Source organism: Streptomyces sp. NPDC032161 (assembly GCF_040636995.1).
In the GTDB taxonomy this organism is placed as follows: Bacteria; Actinomycetota; Actinomycetes; order Streptomycetales; family Streptomycetaceae; genus Streptomyces.
Window position 1 is genome coordinate 18,038 of the sequence record NZ_JBEZVN010000007.1, and the last position, 18,479, is coordinate 36,516.

General features: G+C 71.5%; 18 protein-coding genes. 7 read left to right on the forward strand and 11 right to left on the reverse strand.

The annotated features are described in order from the left end of the window. The first annotated feature begins 160 nt into the window (after positions 1–160). The 6 genes from AB0E67_RS17340 to cseC all read left to right on the forward strand — a co-directional run bounded on the left by AB0E67_RS17340 (position 161) and on the right by cseC (position 5,620). Positions 161–817, forward strand: a complete 657-nt coding sequence (locus tag AB0E67_RS17340) for a phosphatase PAP2 family protein (RefSeq protein WP_362027134.1) — start codon at positions 161–163, stop codon at positions 815–817. Between the two features lie 248 nt (positions 818–1,065). Beyond that, a complete protein-coding gene (locus AB0E67_RS17345) occupies positions 1,066–1,968 on the forward strand; it encodes an A/G-specific adenine glycosylase (protein WP_073789652.1) in 903 nt (300 codons plus the stop codon). A gap of 178 nt (positions 1,969–2,146) precedes the next feature. Next, the gene (locus tag AB0E67_RS17350) at positions 2,147–2,785 is read left to right on the forward strand and encodes a SigE family RNA polymerase sigma factor (RefSeq protein ID WP_362027137.1); all 639 of its coding nucleotides are present in this window, start codon (positions 2,147–2,149) and stop codon (positions 2,783–2,785) included. Positions 2,786–2,916: 131 nt separating this feature from the next. After that, a complete protein-coding gene (locus AB0E67_RS17355; protein ID WP_362027546.1) occupies positions 2,917–3,525 on the forward strand; it encodes a hypothetical protein in 609 nt (202 codons plus the stop codon). Between the two features lie 11 nt (positions 3,526–3,536). After that, positions 3,537–4,241 (forward strand): two-component system response regulator CseB, encoded by a 705-nt coding sequence (gene cseB, locus AB0E67_RS17360; protein ID WP_362027140.1) that lies wholly within the window; start codon positions 3,537–3,539, stop codon positions 4,239–4,241. Next, a complete protein-coding gene (cseC, locus tag AB0E67_RS17365) occupies positions 4,238–5,620 on the forward strand; it encodes a two-component system sensor histidine kinase CseC (protein ID WP_362027143.1) in 1,383 nt (460 codons plus the stop codon). The genes cseB and cseC overlap by 4 nt, the downstream gene beginning before the upstream one ends. Before the next feature lie 165 nt (positions 5,621–5,785). On the opposite strand, the gene AB0E67_RS17370 is transcribed toward cseC, so the two are convergent. Next, entirely contained in the window at positions 5,786–6,475 is a 690-nt protein-coding gene (locus tag AB0E67_RS17370) for a M23 family metallopeptidase (protein ID WP_362027146.1), read from the reverse strand. Between the two features lie 584 nt (positions 6,476–7,059). Next, on the reverse strand, positions 7,060–9,588 hold the full coding sequence (locus tag AB0E67_RS17375; protein ID WP_362027149.1) for an ATP-dependent Clp protease ATP-binding subunit: 2,529 nt from the start codon (positions 9,586–9,588) through the stop codon (positions 7,060–7,062). Between the two features lie 462 nt (positions 9,589–10,050). Here AB0E67_RS17375 and AB0E67_RS17380 point away from each other — a divergent pair, with 462 nt between their 5' ends. Then, positions 10,051–10,659, forward strand: a complete 609-nt coding sequence (locus tag AB0E67_RS17380; RefSeq protein ID WP_362027152.1) for an SCO3374 family protein — start codon at positions 10,051–10,053, stop codon at positions 10,657–10,659. On the opposite strand, the gene AB0E67_RS17385 is transcribed toward AB0E67_RS17380, so the two are convergent. The 9 genes from AB0E67_RS17385 to panC all read right to left on the reverse strand — a co-directional run bounded on the left by AB0E67_RS17385 (position 10,638) and on the right by panC (position 18,436). Beyond that, a complete protein-coding gene (locus AB0E67_RS17385; protein WP_073789639.1) occupies positions 10,638–10,973 on the reverse strand; it encodes an Lsr2 family protein in 336 nt (111 codons plus the stop codon). The genes AB0E67_RS17380 and AB0E67_RS17385 overlap by 22 nt on opposite strands. A 144-nt stretch (positions 10,974–11,117) precedes the next feature. Next, positions 11,118–11,675, reverse strand: a complete 558-nt coding sequence (locus AB0E67_RS17390) for an amino-acid N-acetyltransferase (protein WP_073789637.1) — start codon at positions 11,673–11,675, stop codon at positions 11,118–11,120. Between the two features lie 9 nt (positions 11,676–11,684). After that, a complete protein-coding gene (locus AB0E67_RS17395) occupies positions 11,685–12,305 on the reverse strand; it encodes a BlaI/MecI/CopY family transcriptional regulator (protein WP_362027549.1) in 621 nt (206 codons plus the stop codon). A 208-nt stretch (positions 12,306–12,513) separates the two neighbouring features. Continuing rightward, positions 12,514–12,690 carry a hypothetical protein gene (locus tag AB0E67_RS17400; RefSeq protein WP_362027156.1) on the reverse strand — a complete coding sequence of 59 codons (177 nt, stop codon included), beginning with the start codon at positions 12,688–12,690 and terminating at the stop codon, positions 12,514–12,516. An 84-nt stretch (positions 12,691–12,774) separates the two neighbouring features. Beyond that, complete coding sequence (locus AB0E67_RS17405) at positions 12,775–13,365, reverse strand: hypothetical protein (protein ID WP_362027552.1); 591 nt, start codon at positions 13,363–13,365, stop codon at positions 12,775–12,777. Positions 13,366–13,503: 138 nt separating this feature from the next. After that, entirely contained in the window at positions 13,504–14,301 is a 798-nt protein-coding gene (locus tag AB0E67_RS17410) for a type III pantothenate kinase (RefSeq protein ID WP_362027159.1), read from the reverse strand. Next, a complete protein-coding gene (gene nadC, locus AB0E67_RS17415) occupies positions 14,301–15,368 on the reverse strand; it encodes a carboxylating nicotinate-nucleotide diphosphorylase (RefSeq protein ID WP_362027162.1) in 1,068 nt (355 codons plus the stop codon). Before nadC ends, AB0E67_RS17410 begins: the two co-directional genes overlap by 1 nt. 36 nt (positions 15,369–15,404) lie before the next feature. Next, positions 15,405–17,417 carry an L-aspartate oxidase gene (locus tag AB0E67_RS17420; RefSeq protein ID WP_362027165.1) on the reverse strand — a complete coding sequence of 671 codons (2,013 nt, stop codon included), beginning with the start codon at positions 17,415–17,417 and terminating at the stop codon, positions 15,405–15,407. Then, positions 17,414–18,436 (reverse strand): pantoate--beta-alanine ligase, encoded by a 1,023-nt coding sequence (gene panC, locus AB0E67_RS17425; RefSeq protein ID WP_362027554.1) that lies wholly within the window; start codon positions 18,434–18,436, stop codon positions 17,414–17,416. The genes AB0E67_RS17420 and panC overlap by 4 nt, the downstream gene beginning before the upstream one ends. Positions 18,437–18,479: the final 43 nt, after the last annotated feature.

An 18,479-nucleotide genomic window follows, 5' to 3' on the forward strand; every position in this document is an offset into this window, starting at 1 on the left:
TTTTACGGATCATCATCTCGGTTCGCCCCCTTCTCACCCCCTTCTCGCCCCTCTTCTCGCCCTCTTCTTCCATGCCTTTCGTCCCCTTCCTCCCCGCCCTCGTTCCCCGTCCGGGGAGTACCGGGAAGACCACCCCGTTCGGTTGACTACCCTCTGTCACATGGATAGTTCAGCCACAGCCCCGCTCTACCGGGACGTCACCGACTTCGCTCATGACATGCCGTCATGGGTGCAACATCTGGCCGAGGCATGGACGGAGTTCGGTCTCCTGGTCTTCGGCGTTCTGTTCATCACCGGGTGGTGGCGGGCCCGCCGCGCCGACGAGCGCGCCCTCGCGCTGGCCGTGCTCGCGCCCGTCGCGACGGCGTTCGGCTATGTGGCCAGCGAGGCGCTGAAGTCGATGGTGACCGAGGAACGCCCGTGCCGCGCGGTGGCCGGGGCGGCGGCCTCATTGGTGCCGTGCCCGCCGGTGGGCGACTGGTCGTTCCCCAGCAACCACTCCGCGATCGCGGGCGCGGCGGCCGTCGCCGTGGCGATGTGCCGGCCCCTGCTGGCCTGGCTCACCGTGCCGATGGCCCTGCTGATGGCCTTCTCCCGGGTCTTCGTCGGGGTGCACTATCCGCACGACGTGGCGGTCGGGCTGGTCATGGGCGCGCTGGTGTCGGCGGCGGTGATCCTCCTGTTGCGCCGCCCGGCGCAGTCGCTGGCCCTGACCGTGCGGGGCAGCGGGGCGCCGATGGCCGCCCTGGTCTCCGGTCCGGGCACGGGCGCCGTGCCGCGCAGCGGCCGGGGGCGGCGGCGCGCCGGGCGACGCTGACGACCCGGACGGACCGGTTGCGGGGGAGGGCCGGGACGCCGGACCGGCCGGGGCGACTCAGCCGGCCCTCCCCGACGAGGACGCCGGGGCGGGCCCGGGTGCCGGGCCCGCCCGGCACCCCTTGGGCCGGTTGCCGGACACCGGAGGGACAAGACGGGTGGCATTATCACCCCAAGGGCCCCCAGGAGGAGCGACACCACCGTGCGAGGAACCATCGTCCGTTCTTCCGTGCCAGGATCGTCCGTGCGATGACTGCCATGACTGCGACACAGACGTCCCCCGCCTCCCTCCACACTCCCGTCATCGGGTGGTTCGAACAGCACGCCCGCGATCTGCCCTGGCGCCGTCCCGAAGCGGGCGCCTGGGGTGTGATGGTGAGCGAGTTCATGCTGCAGCAGACCCCCGTGAACCGGGTCCTCCCCGTGTACGAGCAGTGGATGACCCGCTGGCCGCGCCCGGCCGACCTGGCCGCCGAGCCGCCCGGCGAGGCGGTCCGCGCCTGGGGCCGGCTCGGCTACCCGCGCCGGGCCCTGCGCCTGCACGGCGCCGCCCAGGCCATAACGGAACGGCACGGCGGCGACGTACCGAGCGAGCACGCCCAGCTGCTCGCGCTGCCCGGCATCGGCGAGTACACCGCGGCGGCCGTGGCCTCGTTCGCCTACGGACAGCGTCACGCCGTACTCGACACGAACGTCCGCCGGGTGTTCGCCCGGGCCGCGACCGGCATCCAGTACCCGCCGAACGCGACCACCGCCGCCGAGCGCAAGCTGGCCCGCGCGCTGCTCCCCGAGGAGGACGAACGCGCCGCCCGCTGGGCAGCCGCGACGATGGAGCTCGGCGCCCTCGTCTGCACCGCCAAGAACGAGGACTGCACGCGCTGCCCGATCGCCTCGCAGTGCGCCTGGCGGCTCGCCGGGAAGCCCGCGCACCAGGGGCCCCCGCGCCGCGGTCAGACGTACGCCGGGACCGACCGGCAGGTGCGCGGGCGGCTGCTCGCCGTGCTGCGCGAGGCCGTGACACCGGTGCCGCAGTCGGCGCTGGACGCGGTCTGGGACGAACCGGTGCAACGCGCCCGCGCCCTGGACGGCCTGGTCTCGGACGGCCTGGTCGAACCGCTGGCCGGCGGCCTCTACCGGCTGCCGCTGAGCTGAGCCCCCGCCCCGCTCTCGTAGGCCCCGCTGTTACACAACCGATGGACAGCCGTGCGTCGGCCTATGGCTGCTCCGCACAACTTCGTGACAACGGCTCCGTAACGTCGTCGACGTCGCCCCGACCGATCGATGGGCGACGGCGGTCGAACGGGGCTCCACGGGGACGGAGGCGGTTGGAATGGCACAGGGCGAGGTACTCGGGTTCGAGGAGTACGTGCGCACCCGGCAGGACGCACTGCTGCGCAGCGCACGCCGACTGGTCCCCGACCCGGTGGACGCGCAGGACCTGCTGCAGACCGCCCTGGCCCGTACGTTCGGCCGCTGGGACGGCATCGCCGACAAGTCCCTCGCCGACGCCTACCTGCGCCGGGTCATGATCAACACCCGTACCGAGTGGTGGCGGGCCCGCAAGCTGGACGAGGTGCCCACCGAGCAGCTGCCCGACGCGAGCGTCGAGGACGGCACCGAGCAGCGGGCCGACCGCGCCCTGCTGATGGACGTGCTGGGCGTCCTGGCTCCCAAGCAGCGCAGCGTCGTCGTACTGCGACACTGGGAGCAGATGAGTACCGAGGAGACGGCTGCCGCACTCGGCATGTCGGCCGGTACGGTGAAGAGCACGCTGCACCGTGCGCTGGCACGCCTGCGCCAGGAGCTGGAGAGCCGCGAGGCGGCGAGCAGGGAGGCCCTGCTCGCCGAGGAGCGGCCGACGCCGGCGGCCGACCGCGGCCCGGTCCCCGGTGCCGCGGGGCGCGCCCGGGTACGGGAGCGGACGGGCAGGCGTATGGACGAACGGGGGCGGGAGCGGTGCGCGGCCTGACAGCCGGTGACGACGGCGACGACGGCGGAAACCGCGGTGGCGGCGACCGCCGCCGCGGCCGTTCCCCAGACAGTCGCGCGACGGGGACCGTGAGGACCGCCGCGATCGGCTGGACGGCGGGCGCCACGACCCTGGTCGGGTTCACCGCTCTCGCCCTGCTCGCGGCCGGCTGCTCCAGCGGCGGCGCCGGAACCCGGGACGAGGGCCCGGCGGGCACCCAGCCGGTCGCCCAGGTCACGCCGAGCCCCGGCGCGTCCACGGCGAAGCCCAGGTACCGGGTGGACCCCGTGAGGCTGATCAAAAAAGACCCCAAGGTCAGCGAGCGGGTCAGGGCCGATCTGAAGCCCTGCGCGGGCTCCGAGTACCCGGTGGACACCTCGTACGGAACGCTGACCGGCGGATCCTCCACCGATGTCGTGGTGAACGTGATGACCTGCGCCGATTCGGTGGGTGTCGGCACGTACGTGTACCGCAGGGAGTCCGGCGGCCTCTACCGGAACGTGTTCGCGATGGAGCAGCCCGCCGTGTACGGCACCATCGACCGCGGCGATCTGGTGGTGACGGCCCAGGTGTACGGGAAGAAGGACGCGGTCGCGTACCCCTCGGGCGAGGATGTGATCACCTACCGCTGGGCGGGCGACCGGTTCAACGAGCACGACCGCGTGCACAACGACTTCAACCGAGCCGTCGGCAGCGGAACAGCCGGACTCCCGGAATCCGCCGAGCCGGCGGGGAACTGAGAGCAGTTTCGATGGCCGAGACCCACGTCCTGTTCGTCGAGGACGACGACGTCATCCGCGAGGCCACCCAGCTCGCGCTGGAGCGTGACGGCTTCACGGTCACCGCGATGCCCGACGGCCTGTCGGGCCTCGACGCGTTCCGGGCCGACCGCCCCGACATCGCGCTGCTCGACGTCATGGTGCCGGGCCTGGACGGCGTCAGCCTCTGCCGCCGCATCCGCGACGAGTCGACGGTCCCCGTGATCATGCTGTCGGCCCGTGCGGACTCGATCGACGTGGTGCTCGGTCTGGAGGCCGGGGCCGACGACTACGTCACCAAACCCTTCGACGGGGCGGTCCTGGTCGCCCGGATCCGTGCCGTGCTGCGACGCTTCGGCCACGCCTCGGGCGGGCAGCCGGGCGGCGGCGAACCGGAGTCCCGGCCCGTCGGCGGGGTGCATGTCTTCGGCGACCTGGAGGTCGACACCGAGGGCATGGAGGTCCTCCGGGGCGGCGAGCAGGTGGCGCTGACCCCGACCGAGATGCGGCTGCTGCTGGAGTTCTCCGCCGCGCCCGGCACGGTGCTCTCCCGCGACAGGCTCCTGGAGCGCGTCTGGGACTACGGCTGGGGCGGGGACACCCGGGTCGTGGACGTCCATGTGCAGCGGCTGCGCACCAAGATCGGCCAGGACCGGATCGAGACGGTCCGCGGGTTCGGCTACAAACTCAGGCCATGAGGCGGCCGGCGCTGCGGACGAGCGTCCGCTGGAAGATCAGCATCGCGATCGCCGCGGTCGGCGCGCTGACCGCGGTGGCGCTCAGCTTCGTCGTCCACAACGCCGCCCGGGTCTCGATGCTGGAGAACGCGCGCGAGGTGCAGCTGACACGGCTGACGTACGCGCAGCTGCTGTACGAGGCGAAGAAGACGCACAAGGCCGACCCCCGTTTCGGGGCCAAGCTCAACGACCCGCTGATGCCGGGCAGCCTGCGCGCGGAGGTCAGGAAGAACCGCCGGGCCACGCATGTCGAGATACTGCGGAACGGGGTGCCCGACGTATGGGCGGCGGTCCCGGTCGGCAACGACGACGTGCTCTCGCTGCACACCCGTTTCACCGGCCGCAGCGCCAAGATCATGGGCGATCTCGACCGGGCACTGATCATCGGCTCGGTGTCGGTGGTGCTCGGCAGCTGTGCGCTGGGCGTGCTGATCGGCGGGCAGCTGTCGCGCCGGCTGCGCAAGGCCGCCGCGGCGGCGGGCAGGGTCGCCCAGGGCAACACGGACGTACGGGTGCGGGAGGCCGTCGGCGGAGTCGTCCTGGACGAGGCCGACGAGCTGGCCCGCGCGGTGGACGCGCTGACCGACGCGTTGAACGAGCGGATCGAGGCGGAGCGCCGGGTCACCGCGGACATCGCGCACGAACTGCGGACGCCGGTGACCGGTCTGCTGACGGCGGCCGAACTGCTGCCGCCCGGCCGCCCCACCGAGCTGGTACGGGACCGGGCGCAGGCGCTGCGCACCCTGGTCGAGGACGTGCTGGAGGTGGCCCGGCTGGACAGCGCCTCGGAGCGGGCCGAGCTCCAGGAGATCGCGCTGGGCGAGTTCGTCAGCCGACGTATCGCGCTGCTGGACCCTGACGTACGGGTGCGGGTCGTCCACGAGTCATGGGTGAGCACCGATCCACGCCGCCTGGAACGCATCCTCGGCAATCTGCTGGGGAACGCCGCGAAGCACGGTGCCACCCCGGTGGAGGTCACGGTCGAGGGCCGGGTGGTACGGATCCGGGACCACGGGCCCGGGTTCCCGGCGGCCCTGCTGCGCGAGGGCCCGAGCCGGTTCCGTACCGGAAGCAGCGACCGGGCGGGACGCGGACACGGTCTCGGCCTGACCATCGCGGCCGGTCAGGCGCGGGTCCTCGGGGCCCGGCTGACCTTCCGCAACGCCGCCCCGGAGGGGGCGGCGGAGGGGACGGGCGGGGCGATCGCCGTCCTGTGGCTGCCCGAGCACGCGCCGACGAACACCGGCAGCTTCCCGGTCCTGCGCCTGTCCGAGCAGCGCGCGGCGGACGACGACGCGGCGGGGAGCGGTACGGCGGGCAGGTCCCGGTCCGACGCCTGAGACCGGACCACGACGCGACCGGACCACGACGCGGCGGGCTCCCGAGGGCATGTGCCCCGGGAGCCCGCCGCGCGAGGTGTATCTGCCACGGGTCCGGATTCGCGACCTCATGAGGCCCGGACGCGCGACCCGTGAGGCCCGGTTGCGGGCCCGACGGTGGTCGGGTCAGACCCCGACGCCCTTCTGGTGCAGGAACGAGACCGGGTTGACCGCGGAGCCGTAGTCGGCGGTGTGGCGGATCTCGAAGTGCAGGTGCGGGCCGCTGGAGTTGCCGGTGTTGCCGGAGAGCGCGATCCGCTCGCCGGTCGTCACCTTCTGGCCGGCGTACACGTCGATCTGCGAGAGGTGCGCGTACTGCGAGTACGTACCGTTGCCGTGCTTGATCACGACGGCGTTGCCGTACGCGGGGCCGTCGCCGCCGCCGTTCGGGCCGGCCTTCACGACGACGCCGCTGTGCGCGGCCGTGACCTTCGTGCCGACCGGAACGGCGAAGTCCTGGCCGGAGTGCTTGTGGGCCCAGCGGCTGCCGTCGTTGCCGAAGCTCGCGCTCAGCTCGTAATCGCTCACCGGCTTCTCCCAGGAGGCCGCCTTCTTCGCGGCCGCCTTGACGGCCGCCACGCGCTCGGCCTCGGCGGCCTTGGCCGCCTTGCCCTGCACGGCCGCCTGCTTGGCGACCGAGTGGGCGGCGGTGCCGTCGATCAGGTTCGCGACTTCGGGGGAGCCCATCGTGCCGGCCGCGAACGCAGCACTCGCACCGAGCGCCATCGTCGTTCCCAGGCCGGCTGCCACCACGGCGCCACGGACACGGGACAGGGATGGGCGGCGGGAGTGCTGGAACGGAACGCGCTTCGACATATGCGGAAATCCTCCGGGGATGACGGGGCCCGACGCTTTCGGCCGGGCTGGCCGTTCCTTGGTAACCCGCACCCTCGCCAGTGCTCAAACCCCCCATCTACGAACAAAAACCGTAGCCAAGAGCTCGCCAGGGCCCGGAATCCACCCCGCTCACCGTCGAATCCCACCCCGTCGACGCCTCCACTCGGAGGAGACCGCACCGCAGCTCAAACCCCTACAAACGGACTAAACATACTGATCCCGTCTTTTTTCGCGCCGGTTTTCAACACCCCTCCCGCGCGGGGGCGCACGCCGCCGCCACGATCACGGCGTTCTCTCCTATCGGCCGTAGTAGTCCCGAAACGGCTGTGTGCCTTGTCACCGCCGACAGGCCCGTAAGACGTCCGATCCGGGACCTCCGGCCCCGCGTCCGACCACCACGCACGACACCGCACCGACGCGTGCGACGCCGGACCGAACGCACGGAGACGCCCGACCGAAGACATGGGGAAGGGGCTGCCCCGGACCGTTGGAAACGGTCCGGGGCAGCCCCTTCGGTCGTTCAGACGCCCGATCGCGCCTTCACGGCGTTCTCACGCGTCCGGTCACGCGTCCTTCGACAGGTTCGGACCCGCGCCGCCCGCCGCCTGCTCGATCGGCGGAACATCGGGCAGCGCCGACTTCTCCTCGCCGCGGAAGGTGAACTTCTTCTCCTCGCCCTGGCCCTCGGTGCCGACGACCACGATGTGGCCGGGGCGCAGCTCGCCGAAGAGGATCTTCTCGGAGAGGACGTCCTCGATCTCGCGCTGGATCGTCCGGCGCAGCGGCCGGGCGCCCATCACGGGGTCGTAGCCCTTCTTCGCCAGGAGCGACTTGGCCTCCGAGCTCAGCTCGATGCCCATGTCGCGGTCCTTCAGGCGCTCGTCCACCTTGGCGATCATGAGGTCGACGATCTGGATGATGTCTTCCTCGCTGAGCTGGTGGAAGACGACCGTGTCGTCGACACGGTTGAGGAACTCGGGGCGGAAGTGCTGCTTGAGCTCTTCGTTGACCTTGTTCTTCATCCGCTCGTAGCCGGTCTTGACGTCGCCCTGGGCGGCGAAGCCCAGGTTGAAGCCCTTGGAGATGTCCCGGGTCCCGAGGTTGGTCGTCATGATGATGACCGTGTTCTTGAAGTCCACGACCCGACCCTGGGAGTCGGTCAGACGACCGTCCTCCAGAATCTGGAGCAGGGAATTGAAGATATCGGGGTGGGCCTTCTCGACCTCGTCGAAGAGAACGACGGAGAACGGCTTCCGGCGCACCTTCTCGGTGAGCTGGCCACCCTCTTCGTAACCCACGTAACCGGGGGGAGAACCGAAGAGGCGGGAAACCGTGTGCTTCTCGCTGAACTCCGACATGTCGAGAGCGATCAGCGCGTCCTCGTCGCCGAAGAGGAATTCGGCGAGCGTCTTGGAGAGCTCGGTCTTACCGACACCGGACGGGCCGGCGAAGATGAACGAACCACCGGGACGCTTCGGGTCCTTCAGACCGGCTCGCGTACGGCGGATCGCCTGCGAAAGGGCCTTGATGGCGTCCTTCTGACCGATGACGCGCTTGTGGAGCTCGTCCTCCATGCGCAGCAGGCGCGAGGACTCCTCCTCCGTCAGCTTGAAGACGGGAATGCCGGTCGCGGTGGCCAGGACCTCGGCGATCAGCTCGCCGTCGACCTCGGCCACGACGTCCATGTCGCCAGCCTTCCATTCCTTCTCGCGCTTGTTCTTCGCGGCGAGGAGCTGCTTCTCCTTGTCGCGCAGGGACGCGGCCTTCTCGAAGTCCTGCGAGTCGATCGCGGACTCCTTGTCGCGGCGGACGCCCGCGATCTTCTCGTCGAACTCGCGGAGGTCCGGCGGCGCGGTCATCCGGCGGATGCGCATCCGGGAACCGGCCTCGTCGATCAGGTCGATCGCCTTGTCCGGCAGGAAGCGGTCCGAGATGTACCGGTCGGCCAGGGTCGCTGCCTGGACCAGTGCCTCGTCCGTGATGGAGACGCGGTGGTGGGCCTCGTAGCGGTCGCGCAGACCCTTGAGGATCTCGATCGCGTGCGGCAGCGACGGCTCGGCGACCTGGATGGGCTGGAAGCGGCGCTCCAGCGCGGCGTCCTTCTCCAGGTGCTTGCGGTACTCGTCGAGCGTCGTGGCACCGATGGTCTGCAGCTCGCCGCGGGCCAGCATCGGCTTGAGGATGCTGGCGGCATCGATCGCGCCCTCGGCGGCACCCGCACCCACCAGGGTGTGGAGCTCGTCGATGAACAGGATGATGTCGCCGCGGGTGCGGATCTCCTTGAGGACCTTCTTCAGGCGCTCCTCGAAGTCACCGCGGTAGCGGGAGCCGGCGACCAGGGCGCCGAGGTCCAGGGTGTAGAGGTGCTTGTCCTTGAGGGTCTCGGGCACCTCGCCCTTGACGATGGCCTGCGCCAGTCCCTCGACGACCGCCGTCTTGCCGACGCCGGGCTCGCCGATGAGCACGGGGTTGTTCTTGGTGCGGCGGGACAGCACCTGCATGACCCGCTCGATCTCCTTCTCGCGCCCGATAACCGGGTCGAGCTTGGACTCCCGGGCGGCCTGGGTGAGATTCCGGCCGAACTGGTCGAGCACCAGGGACGTGGAAGGGGTGCCTTCCGCGGGTCCGCCCGCGGTGGCCGCCTCCTTGCTGCCGGAGTAACCGGAGAGCAGCTGGATGACCTGCTGCCGCACCCGGTTCAGGTCGGCTCCGAGCTTCACGAGGACCTGGGCGGCGACGCCCTCGCCCTCGCGGATCAGACCGAGCAGGATGTGCTCGGTGCCGATGTAGTTGTGGCCGAGCTGGAGGGCCTCGCGGAGCGACAGCTCCAGGACCTTCTTGGCCCGGGGCGTGAAGGGGATGTGCCCGGACGGGGCCTGCTGGCCCTGGCCGATGATCTCCTCCACCTGCTGGCGGACCGCCTCGAGCGAGATCCCGAGGCTCTCCAGGGCCTTAGCGGCGACACCCTCACCCTCGTGGATCAGGCCCAGGAGAATGTGCTCGGTGCCGATGTAGTTGTGGTTGAGCATCCGGGCTTCTTCCTGAGCCAGGACGACAACCCGCCGCGCGCGGTCGGTGAACCTCTCGAACATCGTTAATCGCTCCTCAGAGCGGTCAGGCAGTAAGGGGTCGGTCCCCTCCCTGTCCTTCCGCAGCTTAGTCCCGCAAGCGGGGACCGCTCATTCCAACTGCCGACACCGGCCGGATCACCCCCGCTCCCGCGAGGACGGAGTTGCCGCCTCCCCGTCGCCCGAACGCCGACATCTGCTCCAACCCGATGGTGCGAGACGATGTTCCCGCAGGCCAGACAGATACGCCTTTCGCCAGTACGCCGTTGGCGAACGGGAGATGTCCGGGCCCGCGTGTCGCCCCTCCCCACTAGGGATGTCATACCCGCAATTACAGACAGTCCATGCGACGCGCGGCGGTTCCCTCCGCTACGGGCGAACATTTTTGCGCCGCCTGACCCGTCCGTACACCCCCATTCCGGACACACTTCGCAACAGGTCGCGAACACCGCGTAACTCCGAAGGGCTGCCGGACGTTCCTCCGGCATGGCCAACACCTCCCCGCCTTCCCCGACGTCCTCCGACGGCGGAGGGGAAGGGCACGACCAGGGCGCGCGCTGGGCGCGGTGGTACGAGCGCGAGCTCGGCTGGACGACCGAGGGCGTCGCACCGGTGCGGCTGCCGACCGGTCTCCTCTTCGATGTCCTCGAAGTGCCCGCGGTCGTGGGGCGCGCGGTGCTGCGGCGGGTGGGCCGCACCGGGCCGGTCGCGTCGACCGGCTCCCGGACGAGCCTGCTGGTGGCGGCGGGAAGCGCCGAGGAGCTGCCCGGGCTGCTCGACTGGCTGGAGTGGAGCGGGGTCGCCCTCTCGCTGACCGCCGTCGGCAGGGGCGGTCGGATCGAGGCGCCGGCACCGCCCGGTGGGGCGGCGGGCCGGCCAGGGGCCGCGATGTGGTTGCGGCCCCCCGGACTGCCGCGCGAAGGAGGGCCGGGGCTCCCGGACCTCGTCGGCCTCGGGAGCAGGGGTGGGGGTACTCCCGATCTCGTGCGGCTCGTGGACGCGGTGGCAACCGAGTGCCACCGGGCCAGGTTGATGCGTGCCCGAGCGGGGCGGTCGACCGATGGGTCGACAGCTCAGCTGTTGGCCTTCTCGTAAGCCTCACGGATCTCGGCGGGGACGCGGCCGCGGTCGTTCACGTTGTGACCGTTCTCGCGCGCCCACTTGCGGATCTCCGCGGTGTCCTTGTTGCCGCCGGCTACGGCGCGACCCCTGCCACGACCGGACGTCGCCCGACCGCCCGTGCGCCGGCCACTCTTGGTGTACGGCTCGAGAAGGCCGCGGAGCTTGTCCGCGTTGCTCGTGGTGAGGTCGATCTCGTACGTCTTGCCGTCGAGAGCGAACGTGACCGTCTCGTCCGCCTCGCCGCCGTCGAGGTCATCGACAAGAAGGACCTGAACCTTCTGTGCCACCGGATTTCCTTTCATCGAAAATGCAGTACGCGGAAAGGAAACCGCTTTTCTCCGGAAAACACAAACCCTCGGCAGAGGTTCAGGATCGCGAGAAGCCGGGAAACGTGCGCGATTCGGACATAGGGCCACGGCTTCTTGCGACCGTCACAGGTGCAGAAGCATCCGACTGTTGCCCAAGGTGTTCGGCTTCACTCGTTCGAGACCCAGGAACTCCGCCACACCCTCGTCATAGGAACGCAGCAGCTCGCTGTAGACATCTCCGTCGACCGGCGTCTCTCCGATCTCGACGAAGCCGTGCTTCGCGAAGAAGTCGACTTCGAAGGTCAGACAGAAAACCCTGCGTACGCCCAGCCAACGGGCGGTCTGCAACAACTTGTCCAGTACTTGATGTCCGACTCCGGCGCCCCTGATGCCGTGATCGACCGCGAGAGTACGCACTTCGGCCAGGTCTTCCCACATCACGTGCAGTGCACCGCATCCGATGACACGGGCGTCCTCGTCGCGTTCCGCGATCCAGAACTCCTGGATGTCCTCGTAAAGCGTCACCGTCGCTTTGTCGAGCAGGATGCCTTCACGTACGTACCCATCGAGGAGACGGCGGACCGATGGCACATCACTGGTCCTGGCACGCCGGACGGTGACGGCCGTCTTTATAACCGACGGTGCGGTACGGAAATCGCTATGCGGAAGCTCTGAGGACATACCCCGACGCTATCGCCCGGAGGCAGGTCCGGTGTCATCGGCCGGAACATCGGACCGCTCTCCGGGCCGTTGTCCGCCCTGTTGTCCGGCCCGGTCCCCGGCTCGTCGTACGGCCCGGTCGGCGGGCTGTCGCGCGGGCCGGTCCGCGGCCGGTTCCCCGGCCTCCCCGCTCTCGTCCCCGCCCGCGGGTGCGTTCACCGGTCCGCCCGTCGGTTCGCCCGCCGGAGGCCGTACCGGAACTTCGGACGGGATTTCGGTCCGCTCGTCCGGCACTTCGCGCTCCGGGGGCGGCGGGGTGTCCGGCAGACCCGGGCGAACGATCCGCATGGCGTCCCGGAGTGCCTCGCGTTGTTCGGCCGACATCATGCCGAAGAAGGCGACAAGGGCGGCCGCCGGGTTGTCGCTGCGCGACCATGCTTCGTTCATCAGTGCGGCCGAGTAGGCGGCGCGGGTGGAGACCGCCGTATATCGATATGCGCGGCCGTCGACTTCCCTGCGCACCCAGCCCTTCTGATGGAGATTGTCCATTACCGTCATGACGGTGGTGTAGGCGATGGAGCGTTCCCGTTGGAGGTCCTCCAGGACTTCTCGCACGGTGACCGGACGGTTCCATTGCCAGACCCGTGTCATCACGGCGTCTTCCAGTTCTCCCAATGGGCGGGGCACAATGGCATTTTAGTGCCAATTGTCCGAAATGCACGGTTATTCATGCGATGCGAAAGGGCGCACGGCCATGACGAGCCGTGCGCCCTTTCGCATACCGCCGAAGACGTTCCGCCGGACGCGGGGTGCCGGGTGCGGGAGTGTGCCGGGTACGGAGTACCGGACGGGGGAGCGCTCAGGCGCCGCCGCTCCGGGCCTGCTGGACCGAATCGGAGCGGCTCATCGCCGCGTCCACGACCGCGTCCTCCTTGGTCTTGTTGGGACCGCCCTGGCTCTTGATGATCGTCACGACGATGCCGATGAAGAAGACTGCCATCACCACGGGGGGCACGAGCGCCGATACGTAGTCCATGGCTTCCAGAGTAGCGAGGCCGGTACGGACGCCCACGCGCACCCTCCGGGTGGCGGGACGGCCGTCCGGTCTCGCACGGGGCGGCTATCCGACGGCCCGCTGCCTCGGCGGCGACGGCGGGGCCGGGCGGCGGCGCGGCGGGAACACCTCGGAGGGCTTGGGTGCCGCCGGACGCTCGGACGGCGGGGCGGGCCGGGGCGGCTTCTCCGGGGTCCTGGGCCGTTCGGGCTCGGCGTCGCCGGTCCGGCCGCCGGGCAGGGCCAGGAGACGACTGCGGGGCGCGGGGGCCGCCGCGGGCCCGGCACGCCCGGCGAGCCGGGCCCGCACCGACCGTTCCGCGAGCACCTGGCAGCGTTCCAGGAGCACGGCCGCCGTCGGCCGGTGCCGCAGGGCGCGCAGCGCGGCGAGATCGTCGGGGCAGGGGGCGTACCCGCCCGCGAGGGCGTCCTGGAGGAGTTCCAGGTAACCGCTGGCGGAGCCGGGGAGGGCGTCGCGGTAGCGGGCGAGGTCGGCGAGGAGGAACGCGCGCAGCCGTCCCGCCTCGCTCACCGCCTCGTCGACCGCGCCCGCCAGCCGCAGGCAGTCCTGGACATCCTCTTCGGGCAGGGGGGCGGGGTGCAGGGCGACGGCGAGGGCGCGTCGGAGCACACGCAGCTCGTCCGCGCCGAACGCCATACCGCCGCGTGATCCGTAAGGCGTGGGCATGGCGCGACAATACGTGCTAAATGGACAAAATCCGCTTAACTGGGCATCGGCGGCGCGGCGGCGGCCTCCGTTCCGCCACGCCGTTCCCGCAGGTGAGCCCGGTGCCCGCTACATCCGGGAGATGTTCCGTTCGTACACCAGCCGCAGACCGATGAGGGTCAGCCACGGCTCGTGCTCGTCGATGACGGAGGACTCCCCCAACACCATCGGAGCAAGGCCGCCCGTCGCGATGACCGTGACGTCGTCGGGGTCGTCCGCCAGCTCCTTCTTCATCCGGGCGACGACACCGTCGACCTGGCCGGCGAAGCCGTAGATGATCCCCGCCTGCATCGCCTCGACCGTGTTCTTGCCGATCACGCTGCGCGGCCTGGCCAGCTCGATCTTGCGGAGCTGGGCGCCCTTGACGCCGAGCGCCTCGACCGAGATCTCGATGCCGGGAGCGATGACGCCACCGGCGTACTCGCCGCGTGCGGAGACCGCGTCGAAGGTGGTGGCCGTGCCGAAGTCGACGACGATCGCGGGACCGCCGTACAGGTCGGCGGCGGCGGCCGCGTTGATGATGCGGTCCGCGCCGACCTCCTTCGGGTTGTCCATGAGGATCGGCACCCCGGTCTTGATGCCCGGCTCCACGAGGACCGCGGGGACGTCGCCGTAGTAGCGGCGGGTCACCTCGCGCAGCTCGTGCAGGACCGCGGGGACGGTGGAGCAGATCGCGATGCCCTCGATGCCGTCGCCCAGCTCCTCGCCGAGCAGGGGGTGGGCGCCCATCAGGCCCTGGAGCAGGACCGCGAGTTCGTCGGCGGTGCGGCGGGCGTCGGTGGAGATCCGCCAGTGCTCGACGATCTCCTCGCCGTCGAACAGACCGAGGACGGTGTGGGTGTTGCCGACGTCGATGGTGAGCAGCATCAGGCGTCGGTCCCGTCGGTGTCGTTGTCGGTGTCGACGGTGTCGCGGAAGTCGAGGCCGATGTCGAGGATCGGCGAGGAGTGGGTGAGCGCGCCGACGGCCAGGTAGTCGACGCCCGCCTCCGCGTAGGCGCGCGCGGTGTCGAGGGAGAGGCGCCCGGACGACTCCAGGACCGCGCGCCCGCCGACCAGGGCGACGGCCTCGGCGGTCTGGAGCGGCGTGAAGTTGTCCAGCAGGATCAGGTCGGCCCCCGCGTCGAGGACCTCCCGGACCTGCTGGAGGGTGTCGACCTCGACCTCGATCGGCACGTCCGGGAACTCGTCCCGTACCCGCTTGAACGCCTCGGCCACCCCGCCCGCCGCGATGACGTGGTTGTCCTTGACCAGCGCCGCGTCCGACAGGGACATGCGGTGGTTGACGCCGCCGCCGCAGCGCACCGCGTACTTCTCCATGGCACGCAGGCCCGGGGTGGTCTTACGGGTGTCGCGGACCTTGGCCTTCGTGCCCTCCAGGACGTCGGCCCAGGCGCGGGTGGCGGTCGCGATGCCGGAGAGCCGGCACAGCAGGTTGAGCGCGCTGCGCTCGCCGGTCAGCAGGTCACGGGTGCGGGTGGTGACGGTCAGCAGCTGCTGGCCGGGGGCGACCCGGTCGCCGTCCTCGACGTGCCGCTCGACCGTGAACTCGTCGGCACAGACGATCGACAGGACCGCCTCGGCGATGCGCAGACCGGCCACGACACCGGCCTCGCGGGCGGTGAAGTCGCCGGTGGCCACGGCGTCCTCGGCGACCGTGGCGACGGTGGTGACGTCGACCCCGCCGTCGAGGTCCTCCGCGAGGGCGACGTGCGCGACGTCCTCGACCTGGACCGGGTCCAGGCCCGCGTCGGCGAGGAGCCGGGCGAGGTCGGGGTCGAGGCCGCACTCCCATCCGTCGGTGTCGTGGGCCCCGTCGGCACCGCAGCCGCAGCCGTCACCGCAGCCGCCGCCCGCGGCGGCTGCGGGCGCACCGATCTGGATCAGCGGTACGTCCACGGGGGTGGGGCGCGGATTCTCTTCGGGCGTGCTCACGGTTGCGACTCCTCGGTCACGTCGGCGGGGGGTGGATCAGTCGTCGGGGTGGTCGTCGGGGTGGATCGGGGGTGCTGCTGCGCAGTCTGGCGCCTGTGCGGGGCTTACGGGCCCGAATGCCGCAGTCTCCGTCCGACGGAGGACGAGCCGACGCTCCGGGGTGAGCCGGACGACGAGGTGGCGGCGCCAGTTCTCGTCGTCGCGCTCGGGCCGGTCCTCGCGCCAGTGGCAGCCGCGGGTCTCCTCACGGCGGCGGGCGGCGGCGACCAGGACGCGCGAGACGAGCAGCAGGTTGGTGGCCTCCCATGCCTCGACGCCGGGCTCGGCGGGCTTGGGACGGTCGGCGTCCGGTGCGTCGGCGTCCGGTGCGTCGGCGTCCCGTGCGCCGTCCGGGGCCGCGGCTCGGGCGGCGCCGTCGTGGAGGGCTTCGAGCGCGTCGGCGGCGGCGGCCAGGCTCTCGGCGGAACGGAGGACTCCGGCGCCCCGCGTCATGATCCGCTGGACGGTGCCGCGCTGCTCGGGGTCGAGCAGCGGGGACGGGGCGGGGAGGGCGGCCGGGTCCGCGGCTGCGGCGAGGGGCCGGTCGGCCGCGGCAGAGGTCCGGGGGGCGGTCCCTCCGGCGGCAGGCCCGGCGTCGTCCGCCCGCGCGGTGCTGTCGGTCTGCGCAACGCCGTTGGTCTGCGCGGCGTCGCTGGTCTGCTCGACGCCCTGCGTCTGCGCGGTTTCGTTCGCCCGCTCGGCGTCGTTCGCCTGCTCGGCATCGTTCACGTGCTCGGCACCGTTCGCCCGCTCGACGATGTCCGTCGCGATGCGTTCGGCGAAGACGAGGCCCTCCAGGAGGGAGTTGGACGCCAGCCGGTTCGCGCCGTGCACGCCGGTGCAGGCGACCTCGCCGCAGGCGTACAGGCCGGGTACGGTCGTCCGCCCGCGCAGGTCGGTACGCACGCCGCCGGAGGCGTAGTGCGCGGCGGGCGCGACCGGGATGGGCTCGGTGACCGGGTCGATGCCGTGGGCGCGGCAGGCGGCCAGGATCGTGGGGAAGCGCCGTTCCCACATGTCGGCCCCGAAGTGGCGGGCGTCGAGATACATGTGATCGGTGCCGTGCAGCTCCATCCGGCGCGTGATGGCCTTGGCGACGATGTCGCGCGGGGCCAGTTCCGCCAGTTCGTGCTGCCCCACCATGAAACGCGCCCCGGACGCGTCGACGAGGTGGGCGCCCTCGCCCCGTACCGCTTCCGACACCAGGGGCTGCTGGCCCTCGGAGTCGGCACCGAGGTAGAGGACCGTGGGGTGGAACTGGACGAATTCGAGGTCGGAGACCTCCGCCCCGGCCCGCAGTGCCAGGGCCACGCCGTCCCCGGTGGAGACGGCCGGGTTGGTGGTGGCGGAGAAGACCTGGCCCATGCCGCCGGTGGCGAGCACCACGGCGGGGGCACGCACCGCGCCGACGCCGTCGTGCCGGCCCTCGCCCATGACGTGCAGGGTGACGCCCGCGGTACGGCCGTCGGCATCCGTCAGCAGGTCCAGGACGAGGGCGTTCTCGATGGTGCGCAGGGCGGCCTCGCGGACCGCCGCGACCAGGGCCCGGGAGATCTCGGCGCCCGTCGCGTCGCCGCCGGCGTGGGCGATGCGGCTGCGGTGGTGGCCGCCCTCCCGGGTCAGCGCGATCTCGCCGCCGTCCGTGGTGTCGAAGCGGGCGCCGGTCCCGATGAGCCTGCGTACGGCGTCGGCCCCCTCGGTCACCAGGGTCCGTACCGCGTCCTCGTCGCACAGGCCCGCGCCCGCGACCAGGGTGTCGTCCAGGTGCTGCTCCGGGGTGTCGCCCTCGCCGAGAGCCGCGGCGATGCCGCCCTGCGCCCAGCGGGTGGAGCCGTCGTCGAGGCGGGCCTTGGTGACGACGACGGTGGCGAGGCCCGCGGCGGCGCAGCGCAGCGCGGCGGTGAGACCGGCCACGCCCGAGCCGACCACCACGACATCGGCGTCGATGGACCAGCCCGGGGCGGGGGCGGTCAGCCGTATTCCGGCCGCGTGGTGGCGTATTCCGGTCACGGGGTGGCTCCGAAGGTCAGCGGGATGTTGTCGATGAGGCGGGTGGCGCCGACCTTCGCGGCGACCGCGAGGATCGCGTCGCCGGTGGTGCGGTCGTCGGGGATCTCGGTGAAGTCGGACGGGTCCACGAGCGCGAGATAGTCCAGGACCAGCGGCGGCTGCTCGGCCGCGGCGTCGTCGAGGACCAGCCGCGCCGCGGCCCGTACCGCCGCGGGCCCGTCCACGGGGCGGGCCAGGGCCACCGCCTGGGTGTCGGCGGCGGCGCGGGCCTCGCCGAGCGCGGTGAGCGCGGCGGCCCGGCCGGTGGTGGCCGCGGTGGTCTGCGCGCGGGCGTGCAGCGCCTGCTGGGCGGCGAGCCGGTCCCGCGCCGCGAACAGGGCCCGGGACAGGGCGAGGGCGGTACGTCGCTCCTCGACGTCCAGGAAGCGGTTGCGGCTGGAGAGCGCGAGGCCGTCCGGCTCACGGACGGTCGGCACGCCGACGATCTCCACCGGGAAGTTCAGGTCGCGCACCATGCGGCGGATCAGCGCCAGCTGCTGGGCGTCCTTCTGCCCGTAGAACGCGAGGTCTGGGCGGGTGAGATGGAGGAGCTTGGCGACGACGGTGAGCATGCCGTCGAAGTGCCCGGGGCGGAACGCGCCTTCGAGGCGGTCGCCCATGGGGCCCGCCGAGACGCGGACCTGTGGTTCGCCGCCGGGGTAGACCTCGTCGACGGACGGCGCGAAGACGGCGTCGGCGCCCGCCGCGCCCGCCACGGCGAGATCGGCTTCGAGGGTGCGGGGGTAGCGCTCCAGGTCGGCCGCCTCGCCGAACTGGAGCGGGTTGACGAAGACGGTGACGACGACCTGGCCGTCCGGACCCGCCGTCGCGCGCGCGGTACGGATCAGAGTGGCGTGGCCCTCGTGCAGGGCGCCCATGGTCATGACGACGGCCCGGGGGCCCTTGAGCGGCGCGAACGCGGCGAGCTCGGCGGCCGTACGGAGGAGGGCGGCCGCGGGGGTGCGTGCGGTGGTGGGCATGGCGGTGGCGGGGGGTGTGTCGGGGGCGGTGGGTACGGGGTCG

Coding starts and splice junctions, on each gene's coding strand:
- AB0E67_RS17340 (WP_362027134.1), top strand. CDS start 161: ATGGATAGTTCAGCCACAGCCCCGCTCTACCGGGACGTCACCGACTTC.
- AB0E67_RS17370 (WP_362027146.1), bottom strand. CDS start 6,475: ATGTCGAAGCGCGTTCCGTTCCAGCACTCCCGCCGCCCATCCCTGTCC.
- panC (WP_362027554.1), bottom strand. CDS start 18,436: ATGCCCACCACCGCACGCACCCCCGCGGCCGCCCTCCTCCGTACGGCC.
- AB0E67_RS17390 (WP_073789637.1), bottom strand. CDS start 11,675: ATGTCCTCAGAGCTTCCGCATAGCGATTTCCGTACCGCACCGTCGGTT.
- cseC (WP_362027143.1), top strand. CDS start 4,238: ATGAGGCGGCCGGCGCTGCGGACGAGCGTCCGCTGGAAGATCAGCATC.
- AB0E67_RS17405 (WP_362027552.1), bottom strand. CDS start 13,365: ATGGCGTTCGGCGCGGACGAGCTGCGTGTGCTCCGACGCGCCCTCGCC.
- AB0E67_RS17345 (WP_073789652.1), top strand. CDS start 1,066: ATGACTGCCATGACTGCGACACAGACGTCCCCCGCCTCCCTCCACACT.
- AB0E67_RS17350 (WP_362027137.1), top strand. CDS start 2,147: ATGGCACAGGGCGAGGTACTCGGGTTCGAGGAGTACGTGCGCACCCGG.
- AB0E67_RS17375 (WP_362027149.1), bottom strand. CDS start 9,588: ATGTTCGAGAGGTTCACCGACCGCGCGCGGCGGGTTGTCGTCCTGGCT.
- AB0E67_RS17395 (WP_362027549.1), bottom strand. CDS start 12,305: ATGACACGGGTCTGGCAATGGAACCGTCCGGTCACCGTGCGAGAAGTC.
- cseB (WP_362027140.1), top strand. CDS start 3,537: ATGGCCGAGACCCACGTCCTGTTCGTCGAGGACGACGACGTCATCCGC.
- AB0E67_RS17400 (WP_362027156.1), bottom strand. CDS start 12,690: ATGGACTACGTATCGGCGCTCGTGCCCCCCGTGGTGATGGCAGTCTTC.
- AB0E67_RS17410 (WP_362027159.1), bottom strand. CDS start 14,301: ATGCTGCTCACCATCGACGTCGGCAACACCCACACCGTCCTCGGTCTG.
- AB0E67_RS17380 (WP_362027152.1), top strand. CDS start 10,051: ATGGCCAACACCTCCCCGCCTTCCCCGACGTCCTCCGACGGCGGAGGG.